We start from the raw sequence: 21,489 nt of genomic DNA, 5'->3' as shown, positions 1-21,489 counted from the left end.
GCATGTCGAAAACGATCCTCGTGACCGGGGCGGGCCGCGGACTCGGGCGGACCCTGGCCCAGCGGTTCGCCGACCGCGGCGACGCGGTCATCGCGCACGCCCGCACCGCGGCGGCGCTCGACGGCGTGCCGCACGAGCAGGCGCTCATCGCGGACCTGGGCGACCCGGCGGGCCTCGCGGGCGCCGTCGCGGAGGCCGGGATCGAGCGCCTGGACGCGGTGGTGCACAACGCGGGAGTGCTCAATGTGGCCGCGGTGGGCGAGGAGACCCTGGAGTGGTGGCAGCGGACGCTCACCGTCAACGTGGTCGCGGTGGCGGAGCTGACGCGGCTGCTGCTGCCGGCGCTGCGCGCGGCGCGGGGGCACGTGCTGTTCCTCAACTCGGGCGCGGGGCTGAGCGCGGCGCCGCGGCTGGCCTCCTACTCGGCGAGCAAGCACGCGCTGAAGGCGCTGGCGGACGCGCTGCGCGCGGAGGAGCGGGCGAACGGGGTGCGGGTGACGAGCTTCTATCCGTCGCATTTCGACACGGACATGCAGCGGGGGCTGCGGGACCAGTACGGGGCCGAGTACGACCCCGAGCGGGCGATGAGCCGGGAGACGGTGGCGAAGACCATCGCGGACCTGCTCGACGCCCCGGCGGACATGGTGGTCAACGAGCTGCGGGTCGAGCCCCCGAATCCGCTCCCGATCAGGCCCAAGAACTAGCGAATCCGTATATATCACGATAAACCCCCCTTAAGGGACCCCTGGCGCAAAAATAGCACCCGGGTACGACATCCCTCCCGCATCGCTGCACGAGCGTTCCTCGCGAATGGCGGGAACCCTTTAGGATGCGGAGGACGATCCCCTGTCCGGCGCCCCGACGCACGATTGAGATGTGACCGCCGTGAGCGAACACGCTCCCCAGCAACCGCAGTACCAGTCCTACCCCCAGCCGGGCCCGCCCGCGCAGGCCGCGCCCGGCGGGTTCCTCCCCAGCGGCCCCGACCGCCCCACCCCCGTCGGCCTCGGCCTCGCCGGGGTCGGCCTGCTCCTCCTCGCCGTCGGCTCCCTGATCCCGCAGATCTCGCTCGGCGGCAGCGACGGCGACGACATCGCCGGCTCGGCCCTCGAGACCGCCGGCGTCAGCCTCCCTGGCCTGCCCCCCGCCCTGGTCCTCGTGGTCCTCGTCGGCTGGGCCGCCGCCGGCGTCAGGCCGAACCTCCAGTGGGCCGCCAAACTCGGCGGCATCGGCCTCGCCGCCCTCACCGCGGCCGCCGCGCTGCACCCGGTCATCGAGCTCAACGGCGTCTTCGGCAGCGATGCGTGGGAAGAGGCCGAACTGGACGTCGAAGCCAGCGCCGGCGGCGGCATCTGGCTCTTCATCCTGGCCGCCGCGCTCCTGGCCGTCAGCATCTTCCTGATGCGCTGGGCGCCGCCGAAGCAGCCGGCCCAGCAGCAGTTCTACCAGCAACCGGGACAGCAGCCCGGCCCGCAGCCGACGGTCCAGCAGCCGGCCGCGCCGCAGCAGAACCAGCAGCAGGGCAACGGCTGGCCCGGCATGACCCAGCAGTAGCCGCGAACGCCGAAGCGGGGCCGCCCTTTCCGGGCGGCCCCGCTTTTTCGCCTCCATACAGGACACTGCGAACGCGGTGGCGCCGGTGTTCAGGACCATGCGCCCGGTCTCCGGCCAGTAGCATGGCACCGGTGAACTCCATGCCTCCTCAGGACCCCTCCGAGCCCGCCGCGCCCTCGGCGCCGCCCGGGCCGCCCCACATGGCGCCGCCGCCGCCCGGGCCGCCGCAGTTCGCCCCTCCCCCGCCGCTTCGGCCGCCGTCGGACGCGCCCTCGCCGATCGGCCTGGGCGTCGCCGGCGTCGGCCTCGCGCTGCTGTGCGTCTCACTGCTGCTGCCGCGGATCAAGATCGACGACCCCGACGGCGAGTTCAGCTTCTACTCGCTCTCCGGGGTCTACAGCACCGGCAGCGGGTTCGGGATCGACACGCCCACCGTGGTCCTGGCGATCGCGCTGCTCGCCGCGGTCGGGCTCAGCACCCTCCGCCGTCCGGCGCTGCGCTGGCCGGTGCGCCTGGGGGCCGTCGGCGCCGCCGCGCTCTTCGCCGCCGTCGCCTACCACCCGGTGACGCAGCTGCGCCAGGCCGTGGAGTACTTCCAGGGCTACGACGAGTTCGACGGCTCCGAGTCCGCGTCCGCGCAGATCGACATCACCGCCGACAGCGGCGTGTACCTCCTCGCCGTCGGGGTCGCGCTGCTGGCGTTGAGCACGTTCTTCATGCACGTGCGCAGTCAGGGGCAGTACGTCGCGCCGCCGCCCCCGGCCCCGGCCGGCTGGCCCGGAGCCGAGCCCACGATCACCGTCAGCCCCGGTTAGGGCGTGGACGAGGCGGGGCCGCAACCGGATCGGTTGCGGCCCCGCCTCGTCCACGTACTGCCGTCAGACCTCGAGCCGCGCCTCACGCGTGCCCTCACACTCCGAGGCTCCACTTCACGCGTGCTCTCATACTTCGAGCACGTGCGGCACGATCATCGGGCGGCGGCGGTAGGTGTCGTTGACCCACTTGCCGACCGTGCGCCGCAGGATCTGCTGGAGCTGGTGCGCCTCGGTGATGCCGTCCTGCGCCGCGCGCTCCATGGCGTCGTCGATGAGCGGCAGGACCCCGTCGAAGGCCTTCGGGTCCTCCGAGAAGCCCCGGGCGGAGACCGTGGGGCCGCCGACGACCTTGCCGTTCTCGGAGTCGATCACGACCGTGGCGGCGATGAAGCCGCCGTCGCCGAGCATCCGGCGCTCGCTGAGCACCGGCTCGCCGACGTCGCCGACCGACAGGCCGTCCACGTAGACGAGGTTGTTCGGGATGTGCCCGACCAGGCGCGCGCGCCCGTCGATCAGGTCCACCACGTCGCCGTTCTCGATGACGATGACCTGGTCGGACGGCACGCCCGACTCGATCGCGAGCCGCGCGTGCGCCTGGAGGTGCCGCGCCTCGCCGTGGACCGGGATCATGTTGGAGGGCTTGACGACGTTGAGCACGTACAGCAGCTCGCCCGCGGGGGCGTGGCCGGAGACGTGGACCTTCGCGACGTCCTTGTGGATCACGGTGGCGCCGGTGCGCGCGAGGCGGTTGATGACCCCGTACACGGCGGTCTCGTTGCCGGGCACCAGCGACGACGCGAGGATCACGGTGTCCTCGGGCTCGACGGTGATGTGCCGGTGGTCGCCGGAGGCCATGCGGCCCAGGGCGCTCATCGGCTCGCCCTGCGAACCGGTGGACATGTAGACGATCTCGTCGGCCGGCAGGCGCACCGCCTCGTCCATGCTCACCAGCAGCCCCTCGGGGACCTGCATGAGCCCGAGGTCGCGGGCGATCGCCATGTTGCGGACCATGGAGCGGCCCACGAAGGCGACCTTGCGGCCGTGCGCGTGCGCGGCGTCCATGACCTGCTGGACGCGGTGCACGTGGCTCGCGAAGGAGGCGACGATGATGCGGCCCTTGACGTCCTCGAAGAGCTTGTCGAGGACCGGCCCGATCTGGCGCTCGGAGGTCACGAAGCCGGGGATCTCGGCGTTGGTGGAGTCCGACAGCAGCAGGTCGACGCCCTGGTCGCCGAGGCGGGCGAACCCGGCCAGGTCGGTGATGCGCCCGTCCAGCGGCAGCTGGTCCATCTTGAAGTCGCCGGTGCACAGCACGAGTCCGGCGTCGGTGCGGATCGCGACGGCGAGCGCGTCGGGGATCGAGTGGTTGACGGCGAGGAACTCCAGGCCGAACGGTCCGAGCTGGAGGGTCTCGTTCTCGGCGACGACGATCCCGGCGGGCTTGATGCGCCGTTCGCGCAGCTTCGCCTCGACGAGGGCGACGGAGAAGCGGGAGCCCACGACGGGGATGTCGTTCTTGTGCTCGAGCAGGAACGGGATCGCGCCGATGTGGTCCTCGTGGCCGTGGGTGACGACGATGGCCTCGATGTCGTCGAGGCGGTCGAGGATGGGCGTGAAGTCGGGCAGGATGAGGTCGACGCCGGGCTGGTCGACGTCGGGGAAGAGCACCCCGCAGTCGACGATGAGGAGCCGGCCGTCGAACTCGAACAGGGTCATGTTGCGGCCGATGGCGCCCAGGCCGCCGAGGGGTACGACGCGGAGGGCGCCGTCGGGGAGGGCGCCGGGCGCGCCCAGGTTCTTGGGTCGGGTCAGGCCCATCAGGCCTCCTTCAGGTCGGCGATGCGGGCGGCGATGCGTTCGGCGAGCGCCGCTTCGGGCGGGAGCAGAGGCAGGCGCGGCTCGCCGGCGGGCAGGCCCTGCGAGGCGAGCCCGGACTTGACGGCGGCGACGCCGGGGCCGTGGCACATGAGGGCGTCGGTGACCGGGAGGAGGGCGTCGTTGAGGGCCGCGGCCCGTACGGTGTCGCCCTGGTCGTAGGCGTCGAACATGGCGTTGAGGTGCTTGCCGACGAGGTGGGAGGTGACGGAGACGACGCCGACCTGGCCGGTGGCGTAGGCGGCGAGGTTGAGCTCGTCGACGCCGCAGTAGAAGGCGAGGCCGGTGGCGACGCGGACGCGCTGGGCCTTGGCGAGGTCGCCGGTGGCGTCCTTGACGGCGATGATGCGCTCGTGCCGGGCGATGCGGGCGAAGGTCTCGTCGGCGATGCCGATGACCGAGCGGGGCGGGATGTCGTAGAGCATCACGGGCAGCTCGGTGGCGTCGGCGACGGCCTCGAAGTGGGCGGCGACGCCGGCCTGGGTGGGCTTGCTGTAGTAGGGGGTGACGAGGAGGAGCGCCTGGGCGCCGGCCTTCTGGGAGAGCTCGGCGAGGTGGATCGAGTGGCGGGTGTCGTAGGTGGAGGCGCCGGCGATGACGTGGGCGCGGTCGCCGACGGCCTCGACGACGGTCTCGACGACCTGGGCCTTCTCGGCGTCGGTGGTGGTGGGCGATTCGCCGGTGGTGCCGTTCACGACCAGGCCGTCGCATCCCTGCTCGTCGACGAGGTGGCGGGCGAGGGCGGCGGTGCCGGGGACGTCGAGTTCCCCGGAGGGTGTGAACGGCGTGATCATGGCCGCGAGTGTTCGCCCGAAGGGGCGCGTTGCGTTGCGCATCTGCTTTCACCAATGCTGATTCCGGCGGCTGGGGCTCCGGCGCCCGGCCGCTCGTTCCGTATGACTGTCTCAGGTTGCGCCGCCCCGCGGCCGTGGTTTCGCCACGGCGCCGCTCGCGGGCGCGTGTACGGGCCCGTGGCGCGGGGTGGTGCGGCCTCGCCTGCTGCTCTAGCCCTCGGTGACGTAGGGGCTGGAGGCGACCTCGGTGCCGTCGTCGAGCTTCGTGATGCGGAAGTCGGCGAAGACGTTGGCGGCCTTCTCTTTGAGCTGCTTGAGGCATTCGATGGCCAGCGCCCGGATCTCGACGTCGGCGTGCTCGGAGGCGCGCATGGCGATGAAGTGGCGCCAGGCGCGGTAGTTGCCGGTCACGACGATGCGGGTCTCGGTGGCGTTGGGGAGGACCGATCGCGCCGCTTGGCGCGCCTGCTTTCGGCGCAGGGTCGGGTTCGCGACGTCGGCGAACTTCTTCTCGAGGCCTTCGAGGAGGTCGTCGTAGGCGCTCTGGGCGGCGTCGGCGGCGGCGAGGAAGCGCTCGTGGAGTTCGGGGTCGGAGGCGATGGCCTCGGGTTCGACCATGCTCGCGTCGCGCTCGGGGACGTAGCGCTGGGACAGCTGGGAGTAGGAGAAGTGGCGGTGGCGGATCAGCTCGTGGGTGAGGGAGCGGGAGATGCCGCTGAGGTAGAAGCTGACGGTGCCGTGCTCGAGGACGGAGAGGTGTCCGACCTGGAGGATGTGGTCGAGGTAGCCGGCGTTGGTGGCGGTCTTGGGGTTGGGCTTCTTCCAGGACTGGTAGCAGGCGCGTCCGGCGAACTCGGCGAGGGCCTGGCCGCCGTCGGCGTCGGTGTCCCAGGGGACGTCGGCCGGGGACTCGAAGTGCGTCCATGCGATGAGTCGGACGTCCATCGGTACGATTTCGGGCATCCCCGCTCCCCCTCGTTCGTGTTCGGTGCCTGTTATTGCTGGTGCTCGACTCCCTGAGGGTACTCGTGGGCGGAGTGTGGTCCGGCACGCGCCCGGGCCGGGACCGCGGGTCGGGAGTGTCGGGTGCGGCGGGGGCGGCGCGGGCCGGGCCGTCGCGCATCTCGTGGTTTCAGCGCGCCGCTTGACAGACGTCAGAAATGATGTCATGATGGTGTCATGGATTTGACGCCGTATATCGAATCGCTCCGCCGAAGCCTCACCGCTGCCGCCGCGCCCGGCGGCGAGGACGCCGCGCGGACCGCGGAACTGCTGTCGGAAGCACTCGACGCGGGGGCTCGCCTGGCGCTCATGGAGGCCCTCTCCGAAGCCGCCGCCGAGATCACCGCCGGACTGGATCAGGCCGGCTCCTCGGCGTCGGTCGATCTTCGGGTGCGGGGCAAGGAAGTGGACTTGCGGGTCAGCGGCGGTGAGACCGCCGAGGCCGCGCCGCCGCCGGCCCCGCCGGTCGAGGACGACGTCGCCCGCATCACGCTGCGCCTGCCCGAGTCGCTGAAGGAGAACGTCGAGAAGGCGGCCTCCGCGGACGGCGCCTCGGTCAACGCCTGGCTGGTCCGCGCGATCAACAACGCCGTGCACGCCTCGCGCACCTCCGGCCCGTCCGGCGGCGGCGCGAAGTACAGCCAGCGCATCACCGGCTACGCCAGGGCTTAGGAGCACCTCTGATGAACGAGTACACCGAATTCACCCACGACGGGCCCATCACGGCGGCGCTCACGCTCGCCGACGGCTCGGTCGCCGTCACCGCCCACGAGGCCAAGACGGTGCTGGTGGAGATCAAGCCCGCGCAGCGGCGCTCCGAGGGCGACGCCGACGCCGCCGACCTGGCGCGCGTCGAGTTCGAGAACGGGCACCTCCGCGTCATGGCGCCGGACAAGCCCACGAACTGGTTCTTCCGCAAGGAGATCGGCGTGCACCTCGCGGTGAAGGTCCCGGTCGGCTCGGAGGTCTCGGTGAAGACCACCTCCGCCCCGATCAGCCTCCACGGCCGGCTCGGCGCCGTCTCGATCAACACGGTCGCGGGATCGGCCACGGTGGAGAGCGCCTCGAGCGTGCGCGCCAACACGGTCTCCGGGTCGATCAGCGTCATCGACACCGCCGAGGACTTCCGGGCCAACACGGCCTCGGGCCAGGTCAAGGCCGACCACGTCGGCGGGGACTTCTCCGCGAAGACGGTGGCCGGCTCGATCACGGCCGAGCGCATCGACGCCTCCGCGAACGTGAACACGCTCTCGGGCGGCATCGAGCTGGCCGCGCTCAAGTCGGGCAGCGTCAAGGCGAACACCGTGTCGGGGCGCATCACCATCGGCGTGGTGCCGGGCACGGACGTCTGGGTGGACCTGGACGCGAAGGCCGGCACGGTGACCTCGGAGCTGGCGACGGGCGACACCTCGCCGGCGCCGGCCGGGGGCGGCACGAGCCTGGAGGTGCGGGCCCGCTCGGTCTCGGGCGACATCTACCTGCACCGCGCGAACGCCTACGCGTAGAGGAGACCCGGCCCTGGCGTCGCCCGGGCCGCATGAACCGCACACAACACCCACGGGAGGGCCCGGCCGCCGCAGCGGCCGGGCCCTCACACGTAGAAGAACGCGAACGGCTCCCAGGGGAGGTTGCGGGCGACGAAGAACGCGGCCCAGACGAGGAGGAAGCCGGTGAGGGCCCTCGGGGTGAGGTGGAAGGTCGGCAGCCGCCAGGTGCGCCTGGGGGCCAGGCGCGGCAGGGCCCAGGCGAGGTACATCCAGACGATGAACGGGGCGGCGAAGACGGCCATGAGGTGGTGGCGGGCGGCTTCGGGCAGGTTGAGGGTGAGCACGTAGTAGAACGCGCGGGTGCCGCCGCAGCCGGGGCAGTCGAAGCCGGTGGTGAGCTTGAAGAGGCAGGTGGTCGTGCCGGTGTCGTCGGTCGGGTCGGTGGCGAGGACGCCGCCGGCGGCGACCGCGAAGCACCCGAGCAGGGCGAGCGGGGCGAACCACGGGTAGGCGAGCAGGTCGCCGGTCCAGCGGCGCCGCCGCGGCGGCGGTCCGGGGTCGCCCGGGGCGGGGCTCGGCGGGCGGGGACCGGCCGCGGCGCCCGCCGCTGCGGACGGGGCCTCGGACCCGCCGCTCAGGGCGGCATCATCGACTGCGCACACATCGCCTCCTCGACCTCAGCGTAACGGCCGGGAGCGGGCGGGAGGACCCGCGGGCACGGCGAGAGCGACCGGCGCTCGTTCGCGGCGCCCCCGAGCACAAGGGTGCATCGGGGGTGCGACAGGAATCCGGCGGCCGCTTCGAACACCGGGCGCCGGGCGCGGCGGGAGCCTCCGGGGCCCGTTCGCAGGGCCCCCGGCACAAGGGTGCATCGGGGGGTCCGACAATCCGTGGCCCGAGTCGGCGAAAACGGCGGGACGCGCCGCGCCGGAGCTTAGGCTCGGTTGATGTTCCGTCGCACCGCCCGCCGCGCGCTCGTCGCCGCCGCCGCGCTCGCGCTGCTGCTCACCGCCAGCGGCTGCCTCCGGCTCGACCTCGGCCTCCAGATCCGGTCCGACGACACCGTCGGCGGGGCCTTCACCGCCGCCTGGAGCGAGGACTTCCTCGACCGGGCCGCCGACGAGGGCCTCGGCCGGGACGAACTCGACGCGTTCCTCGACGCCCTCCTCGACGGCGTCCCCGGCACCGAGCGCACCCCCTACGAGGAGGACGGCTTCGTCGGGTACACCGCGACCTTCACCGACCGCCCGCTCGCCGACTTCGCCGAGTTCGGCGGCGACGACTGGGGTTACCTGCGCCTCGACCACTCCGGCCGCCAGTACGACCTCGAGGGCTACTGGGACCTCCGCGCCGCCGGGTTCATCGACCCCGACGCGTTCGAGGACGCCGAGATCCTCATCAGCGTCGACTTCCCCGCCCGCGTCACCGAGCACAACGGGCGGCTCGACGGCCGCACCGTCACCTGGACCATGACCCCCGGCGAGGACTACGAGCTCAACGCCACCGCCGTCGAGAACGACGTCGCGACCTTCGCCCTCGTCGCCCTCGCCTGCACCGTCGCAGCCCTCGCGCTGCTGTGGCTGTGGCAGTGGCGGGCCCTGCGCCGCCACTCGGTCGGCACCCGCTCCGCGTGACCTGTTGGCTCGCGCACAAACAGTAGTCGCCGCGTTCACGGCCCGTATCCTGGGGAGCCTCGGGCGGATCACGGACTGGTAACGGACACCCGTCGTACGACGCCACCGGAAGGAGGACGGGTGACGCAGTACCAATCGAACAGCAAGGGCGGCAAAGAGAAAGACCCCAGTCTTGAACTGAGCGTCGGGCAGGTGCTCGCCGCGGCCGGGGCCACCGTCCTCGGCACGGTGCTCGCGAAGCTCCTCAACCTCTGGGGCACCGTCCCCGGCGCCGCGTTCCTCAGCCTCTTCTCGGCGATCGGCTCCGTGCTCATCCTCCGGGCCATCCGCCGCACCGGCGACCGCGTCAAGGCGCAGATCCAGGCCATGGCCCCCAAGGGATCCGCCAAGGGCACCGCCGTCACCGTCAAGCTCGAACCGGGCGGCGCCACCGCGACCGCCAGGATCCCCGACACCGCGCGGCTCGAGGCGCACGCCGGCGACGACACCGCCGAGATGGAGGTCCCCGACCTCGAACCCGAAGGGCGCGTCACGAAGACCGGGTCGCACCGGCGGACGCTCATCGCCATCCTCGTCTCCAGCGTCCTGGTCTTCGGCCTCACCATCGGCGCGCTGTACCTCATCGGCGCGCTCACCGGCGACCCCGGCCGGCTCATCAACGCCGAACCGGACCAGAGCACGACCGTGATCGTCGAGACCCCCTCGGACGAGCCCGGGACCGAGACCGCCGAGTCCCCCACCGCGCCGGACTCCCCCAGCGGGTCCGCGACCGCGCCGCCCGCCGAGACGCCCTCCCCGAGCGAGTCGACCGCCGAGGCGCCCAGCGAGACCGAGCAGGCCCCCGGCGAGACGCCGTCGCCGACCGACGAGGGCCAGGGCGGCGCCGAGACGACCACCGGCCCCGCTCCCGAGGAGCCCGCGAGCGAGGACCCCGCCGAGGAGTGAGCCCGGACGGGCGAAGCGCCCGCCGGCATCCGCCGGCGGGCGCTTCGTCGGGTCGGGCTAGTCGAGCAGGTCGTCGAGGCCCACGGTCAGCCCGGGGCGCTTGACCACCTCGCGGACCGCGAGCAGCACGCCGGGCATGAACGAGGCCCGGTCGAGCGAGTCGTGGCTGATCGCGAAGCGCTCGCCGGGGCCGCCGAAGCGGACCTCCTGGCTCGCGACGTACCCGGCCGAGCGGATCGCGTGCACGCGCACGCCCTCGACCTCCGCGCCCCGCGAGCGGTGCGGGTCGGCCTCGGTCGCGTCCGGCATCGGCGGGCAGTCCGCCTCCGCGCGGGCCGCGGCGATGATCCGGGCGGTGTGCACGGCTGTGCCCGAGGGCGCGTCGATCTTGCGCGGATGGTGCGCCTCGATGATCTCGGCCGAGTCGAAGTGCCTGGCGGCCTTCGCGGCGAACTGCATGAGCAGGACCGCGCCGATCCCGAAGTTCGGGGCGATGACCGACCCGACCTCCGGGTCCGCGGCGACGACCTCGCGGGCGGCGTCGAGGCGCTGCTCGTCGAAGCCCGAGACGCCGACGACGGTGTGGATGCCGCGGTCGACGCACCAGGCGAGGTTCTCCATGACGACGTCCGGCAGTGTGAAGTCCACGGCCACGTCGACGCCCGCGAGCTTCTCGAGCGGCTCGTCGCGGCCCACGGTCGCGGTCAGCTCCATGTCGTCGGCGGCGTCCACCGCCTCGCACACGGCCCGGCCCATGCGGCCGCGCGCCCCGAGCACCCCCACCTTGATCATGCGAAGTCCTTCTGGTCGAACGGCCCCACGGCCGCGGTCGTCATCGGCTGCGACAGGATCTCGGCGGCGACCGAGCGCACCTGCTCGGCGGTGACCGCCTCGATGTCCGCGAGCTCCCGCTCGATGCTCAGGTGCTCGCCGTACAGCAGCTCCTCGCGGCCCAGCGCGTTCATGCGCGAACCGGAGTCCTCCAGGGACAGGACCATGCCGCCCTTGCTCATGCCCTTGCCGCGGCGCAGCTCCTCGTCCGTGACGCCCTCGGCCGCCATCGTCGCCAGCTCCGCGAGCACCAGCTCGCGCACCTGGTGGACCTTGTCGGGGTTGGAGCCGGCGTAGACGCCGAACACGCCGGTGTCGGCGAAGTAGGTGCTGAAGGAGTACACCGTGTACGCCAGGCCGCGCTGCTCGCGCACCGACTGGAACAGCCGCGAGGACATGCCGCCGCCGAGGATGTTGTTGAGGACCTCGAAGGCGTCCTTGCGGTCGTCGTGGCGCGAGAACAGGCGGCAGCCCACCACCAGGTGCGCCTGCTCGGTGTCGTGGCGCTCCACCAGGAGCCGCCGCGGCCGGGGCAGGGGCGCCGCGTCCTCGCGCCGCCCGCGCGGGAGCGAGGTGCCGCCCAGCAGGGGCGCGAACGCCTCCTGGACGAGCTTCACGGTCTCGCCGTGGTCGACTCCGCCCGCGGCGCACACCGTCAGGTTCGGCGCCCGGTAGTGGCGGCGGTAGAACTCGTGGATCTGCTCGCGGGTCAGGGCCTTGACGGTGCGCGGGTCCCCGGCGATGTCGCGCCCGAGGGGGCCGTCGCCGAACAGGGCCCGCGAGAACAGCTCGTGGACGACGTCGGAGGGCTCGTCGGCGGAGGCGGCGATCTCCTCGAGGATCACGTCGCGCTCGACCTCGACGTCCTCGGGGGTCACCAGCGAGGCGCACATGGCGTCGCCGAGGACGTCCACGGCCATGGGCAGGTCGTCGTCGAGCACCCGCGCGTAGAAGCAGGTGAGCTCCCGCGCGGTGTACGCGTTCGACTCGCCGCCGACGGACTCGACCGCCTCGGCGATCTCGGTGGCGGTGCGCTTCGCGGTGCCCTTGAACAGGAGGTGTTCGAGGAAGTGCGAGACGCCGGCGTACTCGGGGGCCTCATCGCGGGCCCCCACCCCGACCCACACGCCGACGGAGGCCGAGCGCATGGTCGGGACGGTCTCGGTGAGCACACGCAAACCGCCGGGCAGCACGGTCATACGGACCGTGCCGCCCAGCGGGTCGTCGATGAGCGTGCGAGTCTGGAGGCGACTCATCTACTCTTCCGAGCCTCCACCGTCTTCGGTGCGGCGGGTGCGGCGCCGGCGGCGCTCGCCGTCGCCGCCGCGGTCACCACGGTCGCCGCGGTCGCCGGAGCGCTCGCGGTCGCGGCGCGGGCCGCGGTCACCGCGGTCGCCCCGGTCCCCGCGGGACTCCTTGCGCTCGGCCGGGCGGCCCTTCTTGTAGCCCTCGGGCTCCTGGCCCTCGGGGTAGACCTTGTCGAGGTAGATCTTGCCGCGGTTGTCGATGTCGCCGATCTCGACCTCGATCTTGTCGCCGACGCCCAGGACGTCCTCGACCCGCTCGACGCGCTTGCCGTCGCCGACCTTCGAGATGTGCAGCAGGCCGTCGCGGCCGGGCACCAGCGAGATGAACGCGCCGAAGTCGGTGGTCTTGACGACCGTGCCCAGGAACCGGTCCCCCACGTTCGGGAGGGTCGGGTTCGCGATGGCGTTGATCGTCTCGACCGCGGCGGACGCGGCCTCGCCGTTCTCCGCCGACACGTAGATCGTGCCGTCGTCCTCGACGGTGATGTCCGCGCCGGTGTCGTCCTGGATCTGGTTGATCGTCTGGCCCTTCGGGCCGATGATCGCGCCGATCTTGTCGACCGGGATCTTCAGCGTGGTGATCCGCGGCGCGGTGCTGGCCAGCTCGCCCGGCTCGCTGATCGCGTCGAGCATGACGTCGAGGATCGCGTGGCGGGCGTCGTTGGCCTGCTGGAGCGCCTGCGCCAGCACGTCCGAGGGCAGGCCGTCGAGCTTGGTGTCCAGCTGGAGGGCCGTCACGAACTCAGGCGTCCCGGCGACCTTGAAGTCCATGTCGCCGTAGGCGTCCTCGGCGCCGAGGATGTCGGTGAGGGTCACGTACTTGGTGCCCTCCTCGGTCTCCTCGGAGATGAGGCCCATCGCGATGCCCGCGACGGGCGCCTTGATCGGGACGCCCGCGTTCATGAGCGACATCGTGGACGCGCAGACCGAGCCCATCGAGGTCGAGCCGTTCGACGCGAGCGCCTCGGAGACCTGGCGGATCGCGTAGGGGAACTCCTCGCGGCTCGGCAGCACCGGCACCAGGGCGCGCTCGGCGAGCGCGCCGTGGCCGATCTCGCGGCGCTTGGGCGAGCCGACGCGGCCGGTCTCACCGGTCGAGTACGGCGGGAAGTTGTAGTTGTGCATGTAGCGCTTCTTGCTGACCGGCGACAGCGTGTCGATGGCCTGCTCCATGCGCAGCATGTTCAGCGTGGTGACGCCCATGATCTGGGTTTCGCCGCGCTCGAACAGGGCCGAGCCGTGGACGCGCGGCAGGATGCCGGCCTCCGCGCCCAGCGGGCGGATGTAGGCGGGCAGGCGGCCGTCGATGCGGACGCCCTCGTTGATGACGCGCTTGCGGACCAGCTTCTTGGTGAGCGTGCGCAGGGCGGCGCCCAGCTCGCCCTCGCGGCCCTCGAAGTCCGCCGCGAGCTTCTCGAGCATGAGCGCCTTGACGCGGTCGAGCTCGTTCTGCCGGTCGGTCTTGTCGGCGATCTGGAGCGCCTGGTCGAGCTCGGCGGTGACGGCCGACTCGACGGCGGCGTACGCGTCGTCCTGGTAGTCCGGGAAGCGCGGGTAGTCGGCGACCGGCTTGGCCGCGACGGCGGCCAGTTCGGCCTGGGCGCGGACGAGCTCGGCGATGACCGGCTTGACGGCCTCGAGGCCGCTCGCGACGACCTCCTCGGTCGGCTTGGTGCCGCCCGCGGCGATGTGGCCGATCGTGTTCTCGGTGGCCTCGGCCTCGACCATCATGATCGCGACGTCGCCCGAGTCGAGGACCCGGCCGGTGACGACCATGTCGAAGGTGGCCTTCTCGATCTGCTCCAGGGTCGGGAACGCGACCCAGGTGCCGTCGATGAGGACGACGCGGGTCGAGCCCAGCGGGCCCGAGAACGGCAGCCCGGCGAGCTGCGTCGACATGGAGGCGCCGTTCATGGCGACCACGTCGTACTCGTCCTTGGCGTCGACGGCCAGGATCGTGCCGATGACCTGGACCTCGTTGCGCAGGCCCGACACGAAGGACGGGCGCAGGCCGCGGTCGATGAGGCGGCAGATGAGGATGGCGTTCTCGCTGGGGCGGCCCTCGCGGCGGAAGAACGAGCCGGGGATGCGCCCGGCGGCGTACATCCGCTCCTCGATGTCGACGGTCAGCGGGAAGAAGTCGAAGTGGTCCTTCGGGTTCTTCGAGGCGGACGTGGTCGAGAGGACCACGGTGTCGTCCATCTGCACGATGGCCGAGCCCTGGGCCAGCTTGGCCAGGCGCCCGGTGCTGAAGACGATCTTGCGGGTGCCGTACTCGCCGTTGTCGATGACGGCGGTGGCGTGGTGTTCCCCGAGGTTGTAGGCCTCGGGTGTCCGGTCGTTATCGGACATATAGTGTCGATCTCCTTGTGAAGTGCCGTGGCACTGCGTAGTTCGGAGCGCCGCCCGCCTATACGCGTTCCGGTCTTCGATCGAAGCACTCGGAGGTTCGGCCCCGCGTCGCGCGGGGCGTTCCGGATGCCACTACCGAGGACCGGGGCGGTCTCTGGCGAGCCGCGCCGCGCCTCTCCGTGAGGCGCTGCGGCGAGCGTGGTGCTCTCCGTCCACCACCCTACGTTATCCGGCCGACGGGACGGCAGCCGCGAAGGAAAAGTGAGCCCGGACAGGTGGCTCCGGGGGGCGGGGACGGCGAAAGGGAGCGCCCCGTGCGGGACGCTCCCTCGGTCGAGTCGCGCTAGGCGTTGTCGCGGATGCCGAGACGCTCGATCAGGTTGCGGTAGCGCGCGATGTCTTCCTTCTTCAGGTACTTGAGGAGACGGCGGCGCTTGCCCACCAGGAGGAGCAGACCGCGACGCGAGTGGTGGTCGTGCTTGTGCACCTGGACGTGGGCGGTGAGCTCCTTGATGCGGGCGGTCAGGATCGCGACCTGGACGTCGGTGGAACCCGAGTCGCCCTCACCGGTCGCGTACTCCTTGATGATCGCGGACTTCTTCTCAGCGTCGAGCGCCATGTTCGAGCACCTTTCTGGTTTGCGATATCCGGCCGGATCCGCGGTGTCGGGCAGATCGGTCGGGTCCGCGCGTTCCACCGCGGGGACCGGACCAGGTTAACAGGCGCGTTACCCCAGCTCCAAGACGCGGCGGGTGTCTGCGACGTCGGTCTCGATCTGGCGGACGAGGGGCTCGATCCCGTCGAAGGCGACCTGGCCGCGCAGGCGCGCGGTGAAGTCGAGGCGGACGCGCTCGCCGTAGAGGTCGCCGGAGAAGTCCAGGAGGTAGGCCTCGACGGTGCGCTCGCCGCCCTCGAAGGTGGGGTTGGTGCCGACGCTGATCGCGGCCGGGTGGCGGTGGGAGTCGCGGTGGCACCAGCCGGCGTAGACGCCGTCGGCGGGGATCGCGGTGTTCGGCGCGGTCGCGAGGTTCGCGGTCGGGAAGCCCAGGGCGGTCCCGCCGCGCCCGGCGCCGTGCACGACGGTGCCCTCGAGGCCGAAGTCGCGGCCGAGGACCTCGGCGGCGGCGGCCACGTCGCCCGCGGCGACCAGGCGGCGCACGCGGGTGGAGGAGAACGCCTCCGCGTCGGCGGTGAGGGTCTGCGGCAGCACCTCGAAGCCGAACTCCTCCCCGAGTTCGGCGAGCTTGGCGACGTCCCCGGCGGCCTTGTGGCCGAAGCGGAAGTTCTCGCCGACGCACACGGCCTTGGCGTGCAGGGCGCCGACGAGCACGTGCCGGACGAAGTAGTCGGGGCTGAGCTTGGAGAGCTCCTCGGTGAACGGGAGCACGCACACGGCGTCGACGCCGAGCGCCTCCAGCAGCTCGAGCCGCCGGTCCACGGTGGTCAGCTGCGCGGGGACCGCGTGCGGTGCGACCACGGCGGTCGGGTGCGGGTCGAAGGTGACCACGACGCAGCGGGCCTCGCGCTCGGCGGCGGCCTTGGCGGCGGTGCGGATCAGGGCCGCGTGCCCGCGGTGCACGCCGTCGAACACGCCGATGGCCACGACGGAGGCGGGCCAGCCCTCAGGGGTCGCGTCTATTCCACGCCAGGTTTCCACGGGGATGATCTTTCCACCCCCGCACGCCGGTCGGCGTCCGGACGAGGCCGCAGTGACCCGGCCTGTCGGGGCCGGGTCAGCGGGTCCCTAGAGCATCAGCGACTGCTCGGCGTTGCCTCCCGACGCGAAGATCAGCAGCATCAGGACGCCGACGGCGACCAGGAGTAGCATTCCGGCCAGTAGCCAGCCGGCCCCCACGGCCGGTTCCGGGGCGGGCGGCTCGTCCTCGGGGACCGCCTGCGGTTGGGTGCGCTCGGGCCGATGCGCGATCTGCTCGGCGAGACTCAGGTGAAGCTCCTCGGGCAGTTCTTCTGCTGCATGTGCGCTCATGGCGTCTCCTGGTGGCGAGTTCCAGTCACGGGCTTCTTCACCTTCGATTGTTGAGAGAACGTCGGCTATCCGACTGTCGTTTCCCGGAATCCGCCTGACAAGAGCGCCAATTCGCCCTTATGGAAATTACAAGGCCGTGACGGCGCCACCAGGCGAAACATCCCTTCAACCACCGGAACGCCCGCCGTGTCGGCGAAGACGTGCGATCTTCATGAAGCAGACACGACTGATGGGGGTTCAGCATGCATCGCAGGTTCCTCGCCGTTGCCGCCTTGAGCGCGGTTCTGGCGGCCTTGTCCGTTCCCGCCCCGGCCGCGGCCGCCACGACCGGGTGCACCCGCTCCGGCGACTACACGGTCTGCCGGACCGACCCGAGGGGCGGTGAGGACACGTCGATCGTGGCCGAGATCGTCCGCCAGATCGGGAAGGCGAAGAAGGGCGACACCGTCAGGGCGGCGGCCTTCGAGCTGACGCTCCACCGGACGGTCGCGCCGCTCACGGAGGCGCTGGCGGACGCGGAGGGGCGCGGCGTGGACGTGCGGGTCGTCGTGGGCGAGCGCAGCGGCGGCGCCGATTCCAGCGGCCCCGCGATCGCCGAGCTCGAGCAGGCGGGGGCCAAAGTGGAGCAGTGCGCGGGCTCGTGCCTGCCGACCGCTTCGGGCGAGGGCCGCGGGCCGCACCACAACCGGTTCTTCCTCATCGAACGGGGCGGGACGCCGACGGTGCTGGTGACGAGCTTCAACTTCCGGCGCGGCCACGCCGAGCAGGCCCACCTCATGATCGGCGTCCACGGCGACCGGGAGCTGTTCGAGTTCTACTCGGGCTTCTGGAACCGGCTCTACGGCGGCGGCTGGGACGGCTGGGGCGAGCGGGACAAGACCGTCGCGACCGATCTCGCGCAGGCGTGGGTGTTCCCGCGCAAGGAGGACCCGATCGCGGAGCAGCTCGGGAGGATCACCGGCTGCGGGGACGGCGACCGGGTACTGGTGGCGCACGCGAACTTCCAGTCGAACCGGCCGGCGGTGCGCGGCGAGCTCGACCGGATCCAGGGGCTCGGGTGCCAGGTGCGGGTCCTGCTGACCGACAAGGACACCAACGACCCGGGGTGGCTCAAGGACAAGCTCGGGAAGTCGAACGTGCGGATCCACCCCGCGTACCGGAGCAAGCTCATCATCGCGGAGGCGCAGTTCGGGGACCGGCACGAGTCGGTGGTGTGGACCGGCACGCACAACCTGACCGCCAACTCGCTCAACCAGACCGACGACAACGTCCTCAAGGTCGAGGACGGGGAGGTCGTGGACCTCCTGGCGGCGTACTTCCAGCGGCTGTGGCGGGAGGCGTGACGGTCCGGGGGGAAGGGCGAAAACCCCTCCCCCCGGTGGTCCGCGCCGGTCAGCCCTTGACCGAGCCGGCCAGGAGCCCGCGCACGAAGTAGCGCTGGAGCAGCAGGAACACCACGAGCGGCACGATGATCGCGATGAACGCCGCGGCCGGGAGCCGCGTCCAGCCGAAGCCCCACGTCCCGGCCATGTCGCCCAGGACCGCGGTCAGCGGCCGCGTGGCCTCGCCGGGCGCGAAGGTGCGGCCGACCAGGAAGTCGTTCCACACCCACAGGAACTGGAAGATGCCGATCGACGCGAGCGCCGGCGTCACCAGCGGCAGGACCACCTTGCGGAAGATCTGCGAGTGGCTGGCGCCGTCGATGCGCGCGGCCTCCATGACGTCGGACGGCAGCTCCCGCATGAAGTTGTGCAGCAGGAAGATCGCCAGCGGCAGGCCGAAGATCGAGTGGGCGATCCAGACCTGGACGATCGTGTTGACGCCGTCGAGGTTCCACTCGGGGGTGATCGGCACGCTGCCGATGTGCAGGCCCGTGCTGAAGAAGGACAGCAGCGGGATGAGCGCCATCTGGAGCGGCACCACCTGGAGCGCGAAGATGGAGATGTACAGGAGGTTGCGGCCCTTGAAGTCGATCCAGGAGAGCGCGTAGGCGGCCATCGCGGCGAACGCGACGGGGATGAGCACGCCCGGGATCGTGATGACGATGGTGTTGATCAGGTTGCGGATGAGCCCGCCGCCCTGGGAGTCCGAGTAGAGGACGTAGTTGTAGGTGTCGAGCGTGAAGCTCGGGTCGGTGAAGAAGGTCCACCAGCCCGATTCGCGGATGTCGTCCTCGGGCCGGAACGAGGAGATGAACAGCCCGAAGGTGGGGATCGTCCACAGTATCGCGATGATCAGCGCCGCGACGCTCGCGGCCCGGCTGGACAGGACCCGGCGCAGGCGCTCGCCGCGGGTCTCCCCGATGCGCGCGGGCTTCTCGGGCGCTTGGGCGTCCGTGCTCATCGGGCCTCCAGTTCCTGGCGGCGCATGTTGCGCACCTGGTAGATGACGACGGGGACGACGAGCAGGAACAGCAGCACGGCCATGGTGGCGCCGCGCCCGTCGTTGTTGAGCCGGAAGGCCTGCTCGACCATGTTGTGGGCGAGGACGTCGGTGTCGTAGTGGCCGCCGGTCATCGCGCGCACGATGTCGAACAGCTTGAGCGTGGCGATGAAGACGGTGACGGCGACGACGACGATGGCCGAGCGGATCGACGGGACGGTGACGTTCCAGAAGATCTCGGCCGGGCTGGCGCCGTCGATGCGGGCGGCCTCGACGATCTCGTTCGGCACGCCCTTGAGCGCGGCGGACAGGACCACCGTGGCGAAGCCGACCTCGATCCAGATGAGGACGACCATGAGCAGGAAGTTGTTCCACGGCGACTCGGTGAGCCAGTTGACCGGGTCGGCGCCGAGCCAGACGAGCAGCTGGTTGAGCAGGCCGATCTGGTCGCCGGAGGCGTCGTACTGGTAGACGAACTTCCAGATGATCGCGGCGCCCACGAACGAGATGCCCATGGGCAGGAACACGAGGGCCTTGAAGACCCGCTCGCCGCGCCGGCCGTCGATGAGGACGGCGTAGAGCAGGCCGAGGGCCGTCGACAGCAGCGGGACGATGACGATCCACAGTGCGGTGTTGACGAGGATCTGGAGGGCGTCGGGGTCGGAGACGGCCCAGGCGTAGTTGTCCAGGCCGACGAACTCGGAGCCGTCGCCGGAGAAGAAGGACATGATGACGGTGCGCACGGCCGGGTAGACCAGGCCGACGAGGAGGAACAGCACCGCCGGGGCCAGGAAGACGAAGGCGACCGCGCGGCTGCGGTCGCGGCGGGAGGCGAGTTCGGCGAGTCCGTAGAGGGCCATGAGGATCGCGAGGAACGCGACCAGGCCCACGGCGAGGAGGCCGAACCGGTCGGTGTAATCGGAGATGTCCACGTGTTGTGACTCCAGTTGTCCGGGCAATGGGGCCGAGCGGGGCCGGTCCGGCCCCGCTCGGTTTCATTGTCAGCTACACGGGCCCGGCCCTACGGCCAGGAGGCCTCGATGTCGTCGGCCATCTGCTGGGCGTCCTTGTCGCCGCTGACCCACTCGATGATGCCGGTCCAGAAGGACGAGGCGCCGACCTCGCCGGGCATGAGGTCCGAGCCGTCGAAGCGGACGGTGACCGACGGGTCGGTCAGGATCTGCGTGGCGAGCACGTTGATCGGCGTGGTCGCGTTGTTCGGGTCCACGCCCTGGTGGGCGGTGCTCCACGGGCCGGTCTGGAGGCGGGCGTTGTGGTAGACCTCGCTGGCCAGGTACTGGCGGGTGGCCTCGGTGGCCTCGGAGTCGCTGAACGCGGCCACGAACTCGCCGCCGACCAGCATGGTCTTGTCGCCCTCGTTGGTCTCGGGGAACTGGAACGCGAAGACGTCGCCGTCCTCGGCCACGTTCGTGCCCTCGGGCCACATGGCGCCGTAGAAGGACGCCATCCGGTAGAAGGCGCAGCTGCCGTCGAGGATCGGGTGGCCGGCCTCCTGGAACGGCGTCGACGCGATCGTGTCGGTGCCGTTGAAGACGTAGTCCTCATTGGTCAGGACCGTGCCGGCCTTCTCGATGGCCTCGACGATCTGCGGGTCGTTGAACGGGATCTCGTGGCTGACCCACTGGTCGTACACGTCGGTGCCCTCGCGCAGGACGATGTCCTCGATCCAGTCGGTGCCCGGCCAGCCGGTGGCGCCGCCGGACTCGAAGCCCGCGCACCACGGCGTGATGCCGGAGTCGGCGATGGTGTCCGAGAGCGTCATCAGCTCGTCCCAGGTCTTGGGGACCTCGTACCCGTTCTCGCTGAAGAACGTCGGCGAGTACCAGATGAAGGACTTCGCGTTGGACGAGTTCGGCGCCGCGTACAGCTGGCCGTCGATCGTGCCGTAGTTCAGCCAGTCCTCGGTCCAGCCCTCGGTCGCCAGGGCGGTGACCTCTTCGGACGCGGGGACGAGGCTGTCCTTGAAGTTGGACATGAGGCCCGGTTGCGGGAACAGCGCGATGTCGGGGGCGTTGCCGCCGTCGACGCGGACCGCCATGTCGGCCTCGAACTCGCCGGTGCCCTCGTAGTCGATGTTGACGCCGGTGCACTCCTCGAAGAACGCCCAGGCGGCCATCATCTCGTCGGCCTCCTGGTCGCGGATGGAGCCGAGGATGGTGACCGTCTCTCCGTCGAAGGAGCCGAAGTCGTAGTTCGCGCAGTCCTGGGCCTCCTCCGGGACCTCGCCGCGCGAGCTGTCCTCGTCCTCCGGCGCGCCGCACGCCGTCGCGGCGAGCGCGATGGCACCGGCGGCAGCCGCAAGGCAGGAAATTCGTCGGGTCTTGCTCATCGGGGTTTCCCTCTCTTCGCAGGTGTTGTCAGCCCGGCGAGTCCGACTGCCTCCCTGTCCCGACCATTCGCGGAACCGCTCTCACCCGGTCCGTTCCCTGGTAGGGACCGCCTCACCCGCCGTCGGGCGACGCTGGCAATCGTGCTCTGAGTAACACTGAATGTCAAGTCTGCA

Annotated in this window: 21 protein-coding genes; 8 read left to right on the top strand and 13 right to left on the bottom strand. The window is 71.2% G+C overall.

Annotated features, from left to right (window positions below; translation table 11 throughout):
• Window positions 1-2 precede the first annotated feature (2 nt).
• From LO763_RS16425 to LO763_RS29415, 3 genes are all read left to right on the top strand, one after another.
• Window positions 3-704, top strand: a complete 702-nt coding sequence (locus LO763_RS16425) for an SDR family oxidoreductase (protein ID WP_230786304.1) — start codon at window positions 3-5, stop codon at window positions 702-704.
• Between the two features lie 181 nt (window positions 705-885).
• On the top strand, window positions 886-1,554 hold the full coding sequence (locus LO763_RS16420) for a hypothetical protein (RefSeq protein WP_230786302.1): 669 nt from the start codon (window positions 886-888) through the stop codon (window positions 1,552-1,554).
• A gap of 131 nt (window positions 1,555-1,685) precedes the next feature.
• Window positions 1,686-2,369, top strand: a complete 684-nt coding sequence (locus tag LO763_RS29415; protein ID WP_304608841.1) for a hypothetical protein — start codon at window positions 1,686-1,688, stop codon at window positions 2,367-2,369.
• Between the two features lie 126 nt (window positions 2,370-2,495).
• On the opposite strand, the gene LO763_RS16405 is transcribed toward LO763_RS29415, so the two are convergent.
• From LO763_RS16405 to thyX, 3 genes are all read right to left on the bottom strand, one after another.
• A complete protein-coding gene (locus tag LO763_RS16405; RefSeq protein ID WP_230786298.1) occupies window positions 2,496-4,187 on the bottom strand; it encodes a ribonuclease J in 1,692 nt (563 codons plus the stop codon).
• Complete coding sequence (dapA, locus tag LO763_RS16400) at window positions 4,187-5,080, bottom strand: 4-hydroxy-tetrahydrodipicolinate synthase (RefSeq protein ID WP_255672620.1); 894 nt, start codon at window positions 5,078-5,080, stop codon at window positions 4,187-4,189. The genes LO763_RS16405 and dapA overlap by 1 nt, the downstream gene beginning before the upstream one ends.
• A 168-nt stretch (window positions 5,081-5,248) precedes the next feature.
• Window positions 5,249-6,001, bottom strand: a complete 753-nt coding sequence (thyX, locus tag LO763_RS16395; RefSeq protein ID WP_230786292.1) for an FAD-dependent thymidylate synthase — start codon at window positions 5,999-6,001, stop codon at window positions 5,249-5,251.
• A 216-nt stretch (window positions 6,002-6,217) separates the two neighbouring features.
• Between thyX and LO763_RS16390 the strand changes: the two genes are divergently transcribed.
• Window positions 6,218-6,712, top strand: coding sequence for a hypothetical protein (locus LO763_RS16390; protein WP_230786290.1), 495 nt, complete (start codon window positions 6,218-6,220; stop codon window positions 6,710-6,712).
• 11 nt (window positions 6,713-6,723) lie between these two features.
• A complete protein-coding gene (locus tag LO763_RS16385) occupies window positions 6,724-7,545 on the top strand; it encodes a DUF4097 family beta strand repeat-containing protein (protein WP_230786289.1) in 822 nt (273 codons plus the stop codon).
• An 86-nt stretch (window positions 7,546-7,631) separates the two neighbouring features.
• Here the strand turns inward: LO763_RS16385 and LO763_RS16380 are convergent, their stop codons facing one another.
• Entirely contained in the window at window positions 7,632-8,189 is a 558-nt protein-coding gene (locus LO763_RS16380) for a DUF2752 domain-containing protein (RefSeq protein ID WP_230786287.1), read from the bottom strand.
• 285 nt (window positions 8,190-8,474) lie between these two features.
• Between LO763_RS16380 and LO763_RS16375 the strand changes: the two genes are divergently transcribed.
• A complete protein-coding gene (locus LO763_RS16375) occupies window positions 8,475-9,161 on the top strand; it encodes an LppM family (lipo)protein (protein WP_230786286.1) in 687 nt (228 codons plus the stop codon).
• 120 nt (window positions 9,162-9,281) lie between these two features.
• Window positions 9,282-10,106 carry a hypothetical protein gene (locus LO763_RS16370; RefSeq protein WP_230786284.1) on the top strand — a complete coding sequence of 275 codons (825 nt, stop codon included), beginning with the start codon at window positions 9,282-9,284 and terminating at the stop codon, window positions 10,104-10,106.
• 57 nt (window positions 10,107-10,163) lie between these two features.
• Here LO763_RS16370 and dapB read toward each other — a convergent pair whose 3' ends face one another.
• From dapB to LO763_RS16340, 6 genes are all read right to left on the bottom strand, one after another.
• The gene (gene dapB / locus LO763_RS16365; RefSeq protein ID WP_230786282.1) at window positions 10,164-10,898 is read right to left on the bottom strand and encodes a 4-hydroxy-tetrahydrodipicolinate reductase; all 735 of its coding nucleotides are present in this window, start codon (window positions 10,896-10,898) and stop codon (window positions 10,164-10,166) included.
• Complete coding sequence (locus LO763_RS16360) at window positions 10,895-12,193, bottom strand: M16 family metallopeptidase (protein WP_230786280.1); 1,299 nt, start codon at window positions 12,191-12,193, stop codon at window positions 10,895-10,897. The genes dapB and LO763_RS16360 overlap by 4 nt, the downstream gene beginning before the upstream one ends.
• Window positions 12,194-14,596, bottom strand: coding sequence for a polyribonucleotide nucleotidyltransferase (locus LO763_RS16355; RefSeq protein ID WP_230786278.1), 2,403 nt, complete (start codon window positions 14,594-14,596; stop codon window positions 12,194-12,196). It abuts the gene before it with no gap.
• A gap of 343 nt (window positions 14,597-14,939) precedes the next feature.
• Window positions 14,940-15,215, bottom strand: a complete 276-nt coding sequence (gene rpsO, locus LO763_RS16350) for a 30S ribosomal protein S15 (RefSeq protein ID WP_230786276.1) — start codon at window positions 15,213-15,215, stop codon at window positions 14,940-14,942.
• A 108-nt stretch (window positions 15,216-15,323) separates the two neighbouring features.
• A complete protein-coding gene (locus tag LO763_RS16345) occupies window positions 15,324-16,253 on the bottom strand; it encodes a bifunctional riboflavin kinase/FAD synthetase (RefSeq protein ID WP_230786249.1) in 930 nt (309 codons plus the stop codon).
• 87 nt (window positions 16,254-16,340) lie between these two features.
• Window positions 16,341-16,583, bottom strand: a complete 243-nt coding sequence (locus tag LO763_RS16340) for a hypothetical protein (protein ID WP_230786245.1) — start codon at window positions 16,581-16,583, stop codon at window positions 16,341-16,343.
• 242 nt (window positions 16,584-16,825) lie between these two features.
• Between LO763_RS16340 and LO763_RS16335 the strand changes: the two genes are divergently transcribed.
• Window positions 16,826-17,926: a phospholipase D-like domain-containing protein gene (locus LO763_RS16335; protein WP_230786243.1), complete on the top strand. Its 1,101-nt coding sequence runs from the start codon at window positions 16,826-16,828 to the stop codon at window positions 17,924-17,926.
• A gap of 49 nt (window positions 17,927-17,975) precedes the next feature.
• Here LO763_RS16335 and LO763_RS16330 read toward each other — a convergent pair whose 3' ends face one another.
• The 3 genes from LO763_RS16330 to LO763_RS16320 all read right to left on the bottom strand — a co-directional run bounded on the left by LO763_RS16330 (window position 17,976) and on the right by LO763_RS16320 (window position 21,315).
• On the bottom strand, window positions 17,976-18,926 hold the full coding sequence (locus LO763_RS16330; RefSeq protein ID WP_230786241.1) for a carbohydrate ABC transporter permease: 951 nt from the start codon (window positions 18,924-18,926) through the stop codon (window positions 17,976-17,978).
• Entirely contained in the window at window positions 18,923-19,897 is a 975-nt protein-coding gene (locus tag LO763_RS16325) for a carbohydrate ABC transporter permease (protein ID WP_230786239.1), read from the bottom strand. The genes LO763_RS16330 and LO763_RS16325 overlap by 4 nt, the downstream gene beginning before the upstream one ends.
• A gap of 89 nt (window positions 19,898-19,986) precedes the next feature.
• Window positions 19,987-21,315, bottom strand: coding sequence for an ABC transporter substrate-binding protein (locus LO763_RS16320; protein WP_230786237.1), 1,329 nt, complete (start codon window positions 21,313-21,315; stop codon window positions 19,987-19,989).
• Window positions 21,316-21,489 lie beyond the last annotated feature (174 nt).

Source organism: Glycomyces amatae, assembly GCF_020991375.1.
In the GTDB taxonomy this organism is placed as follows: Bacteria; Actinomycetota; Actinomycetes; order Mycobacteriales; family Micromonosporaceae; genus Glycomyces; species Glycomyces amatae.
Note: the sequence above shows the minus strand (reverse complement) of the source record. Positions and strands in the feature narration are given on the sequence as shown.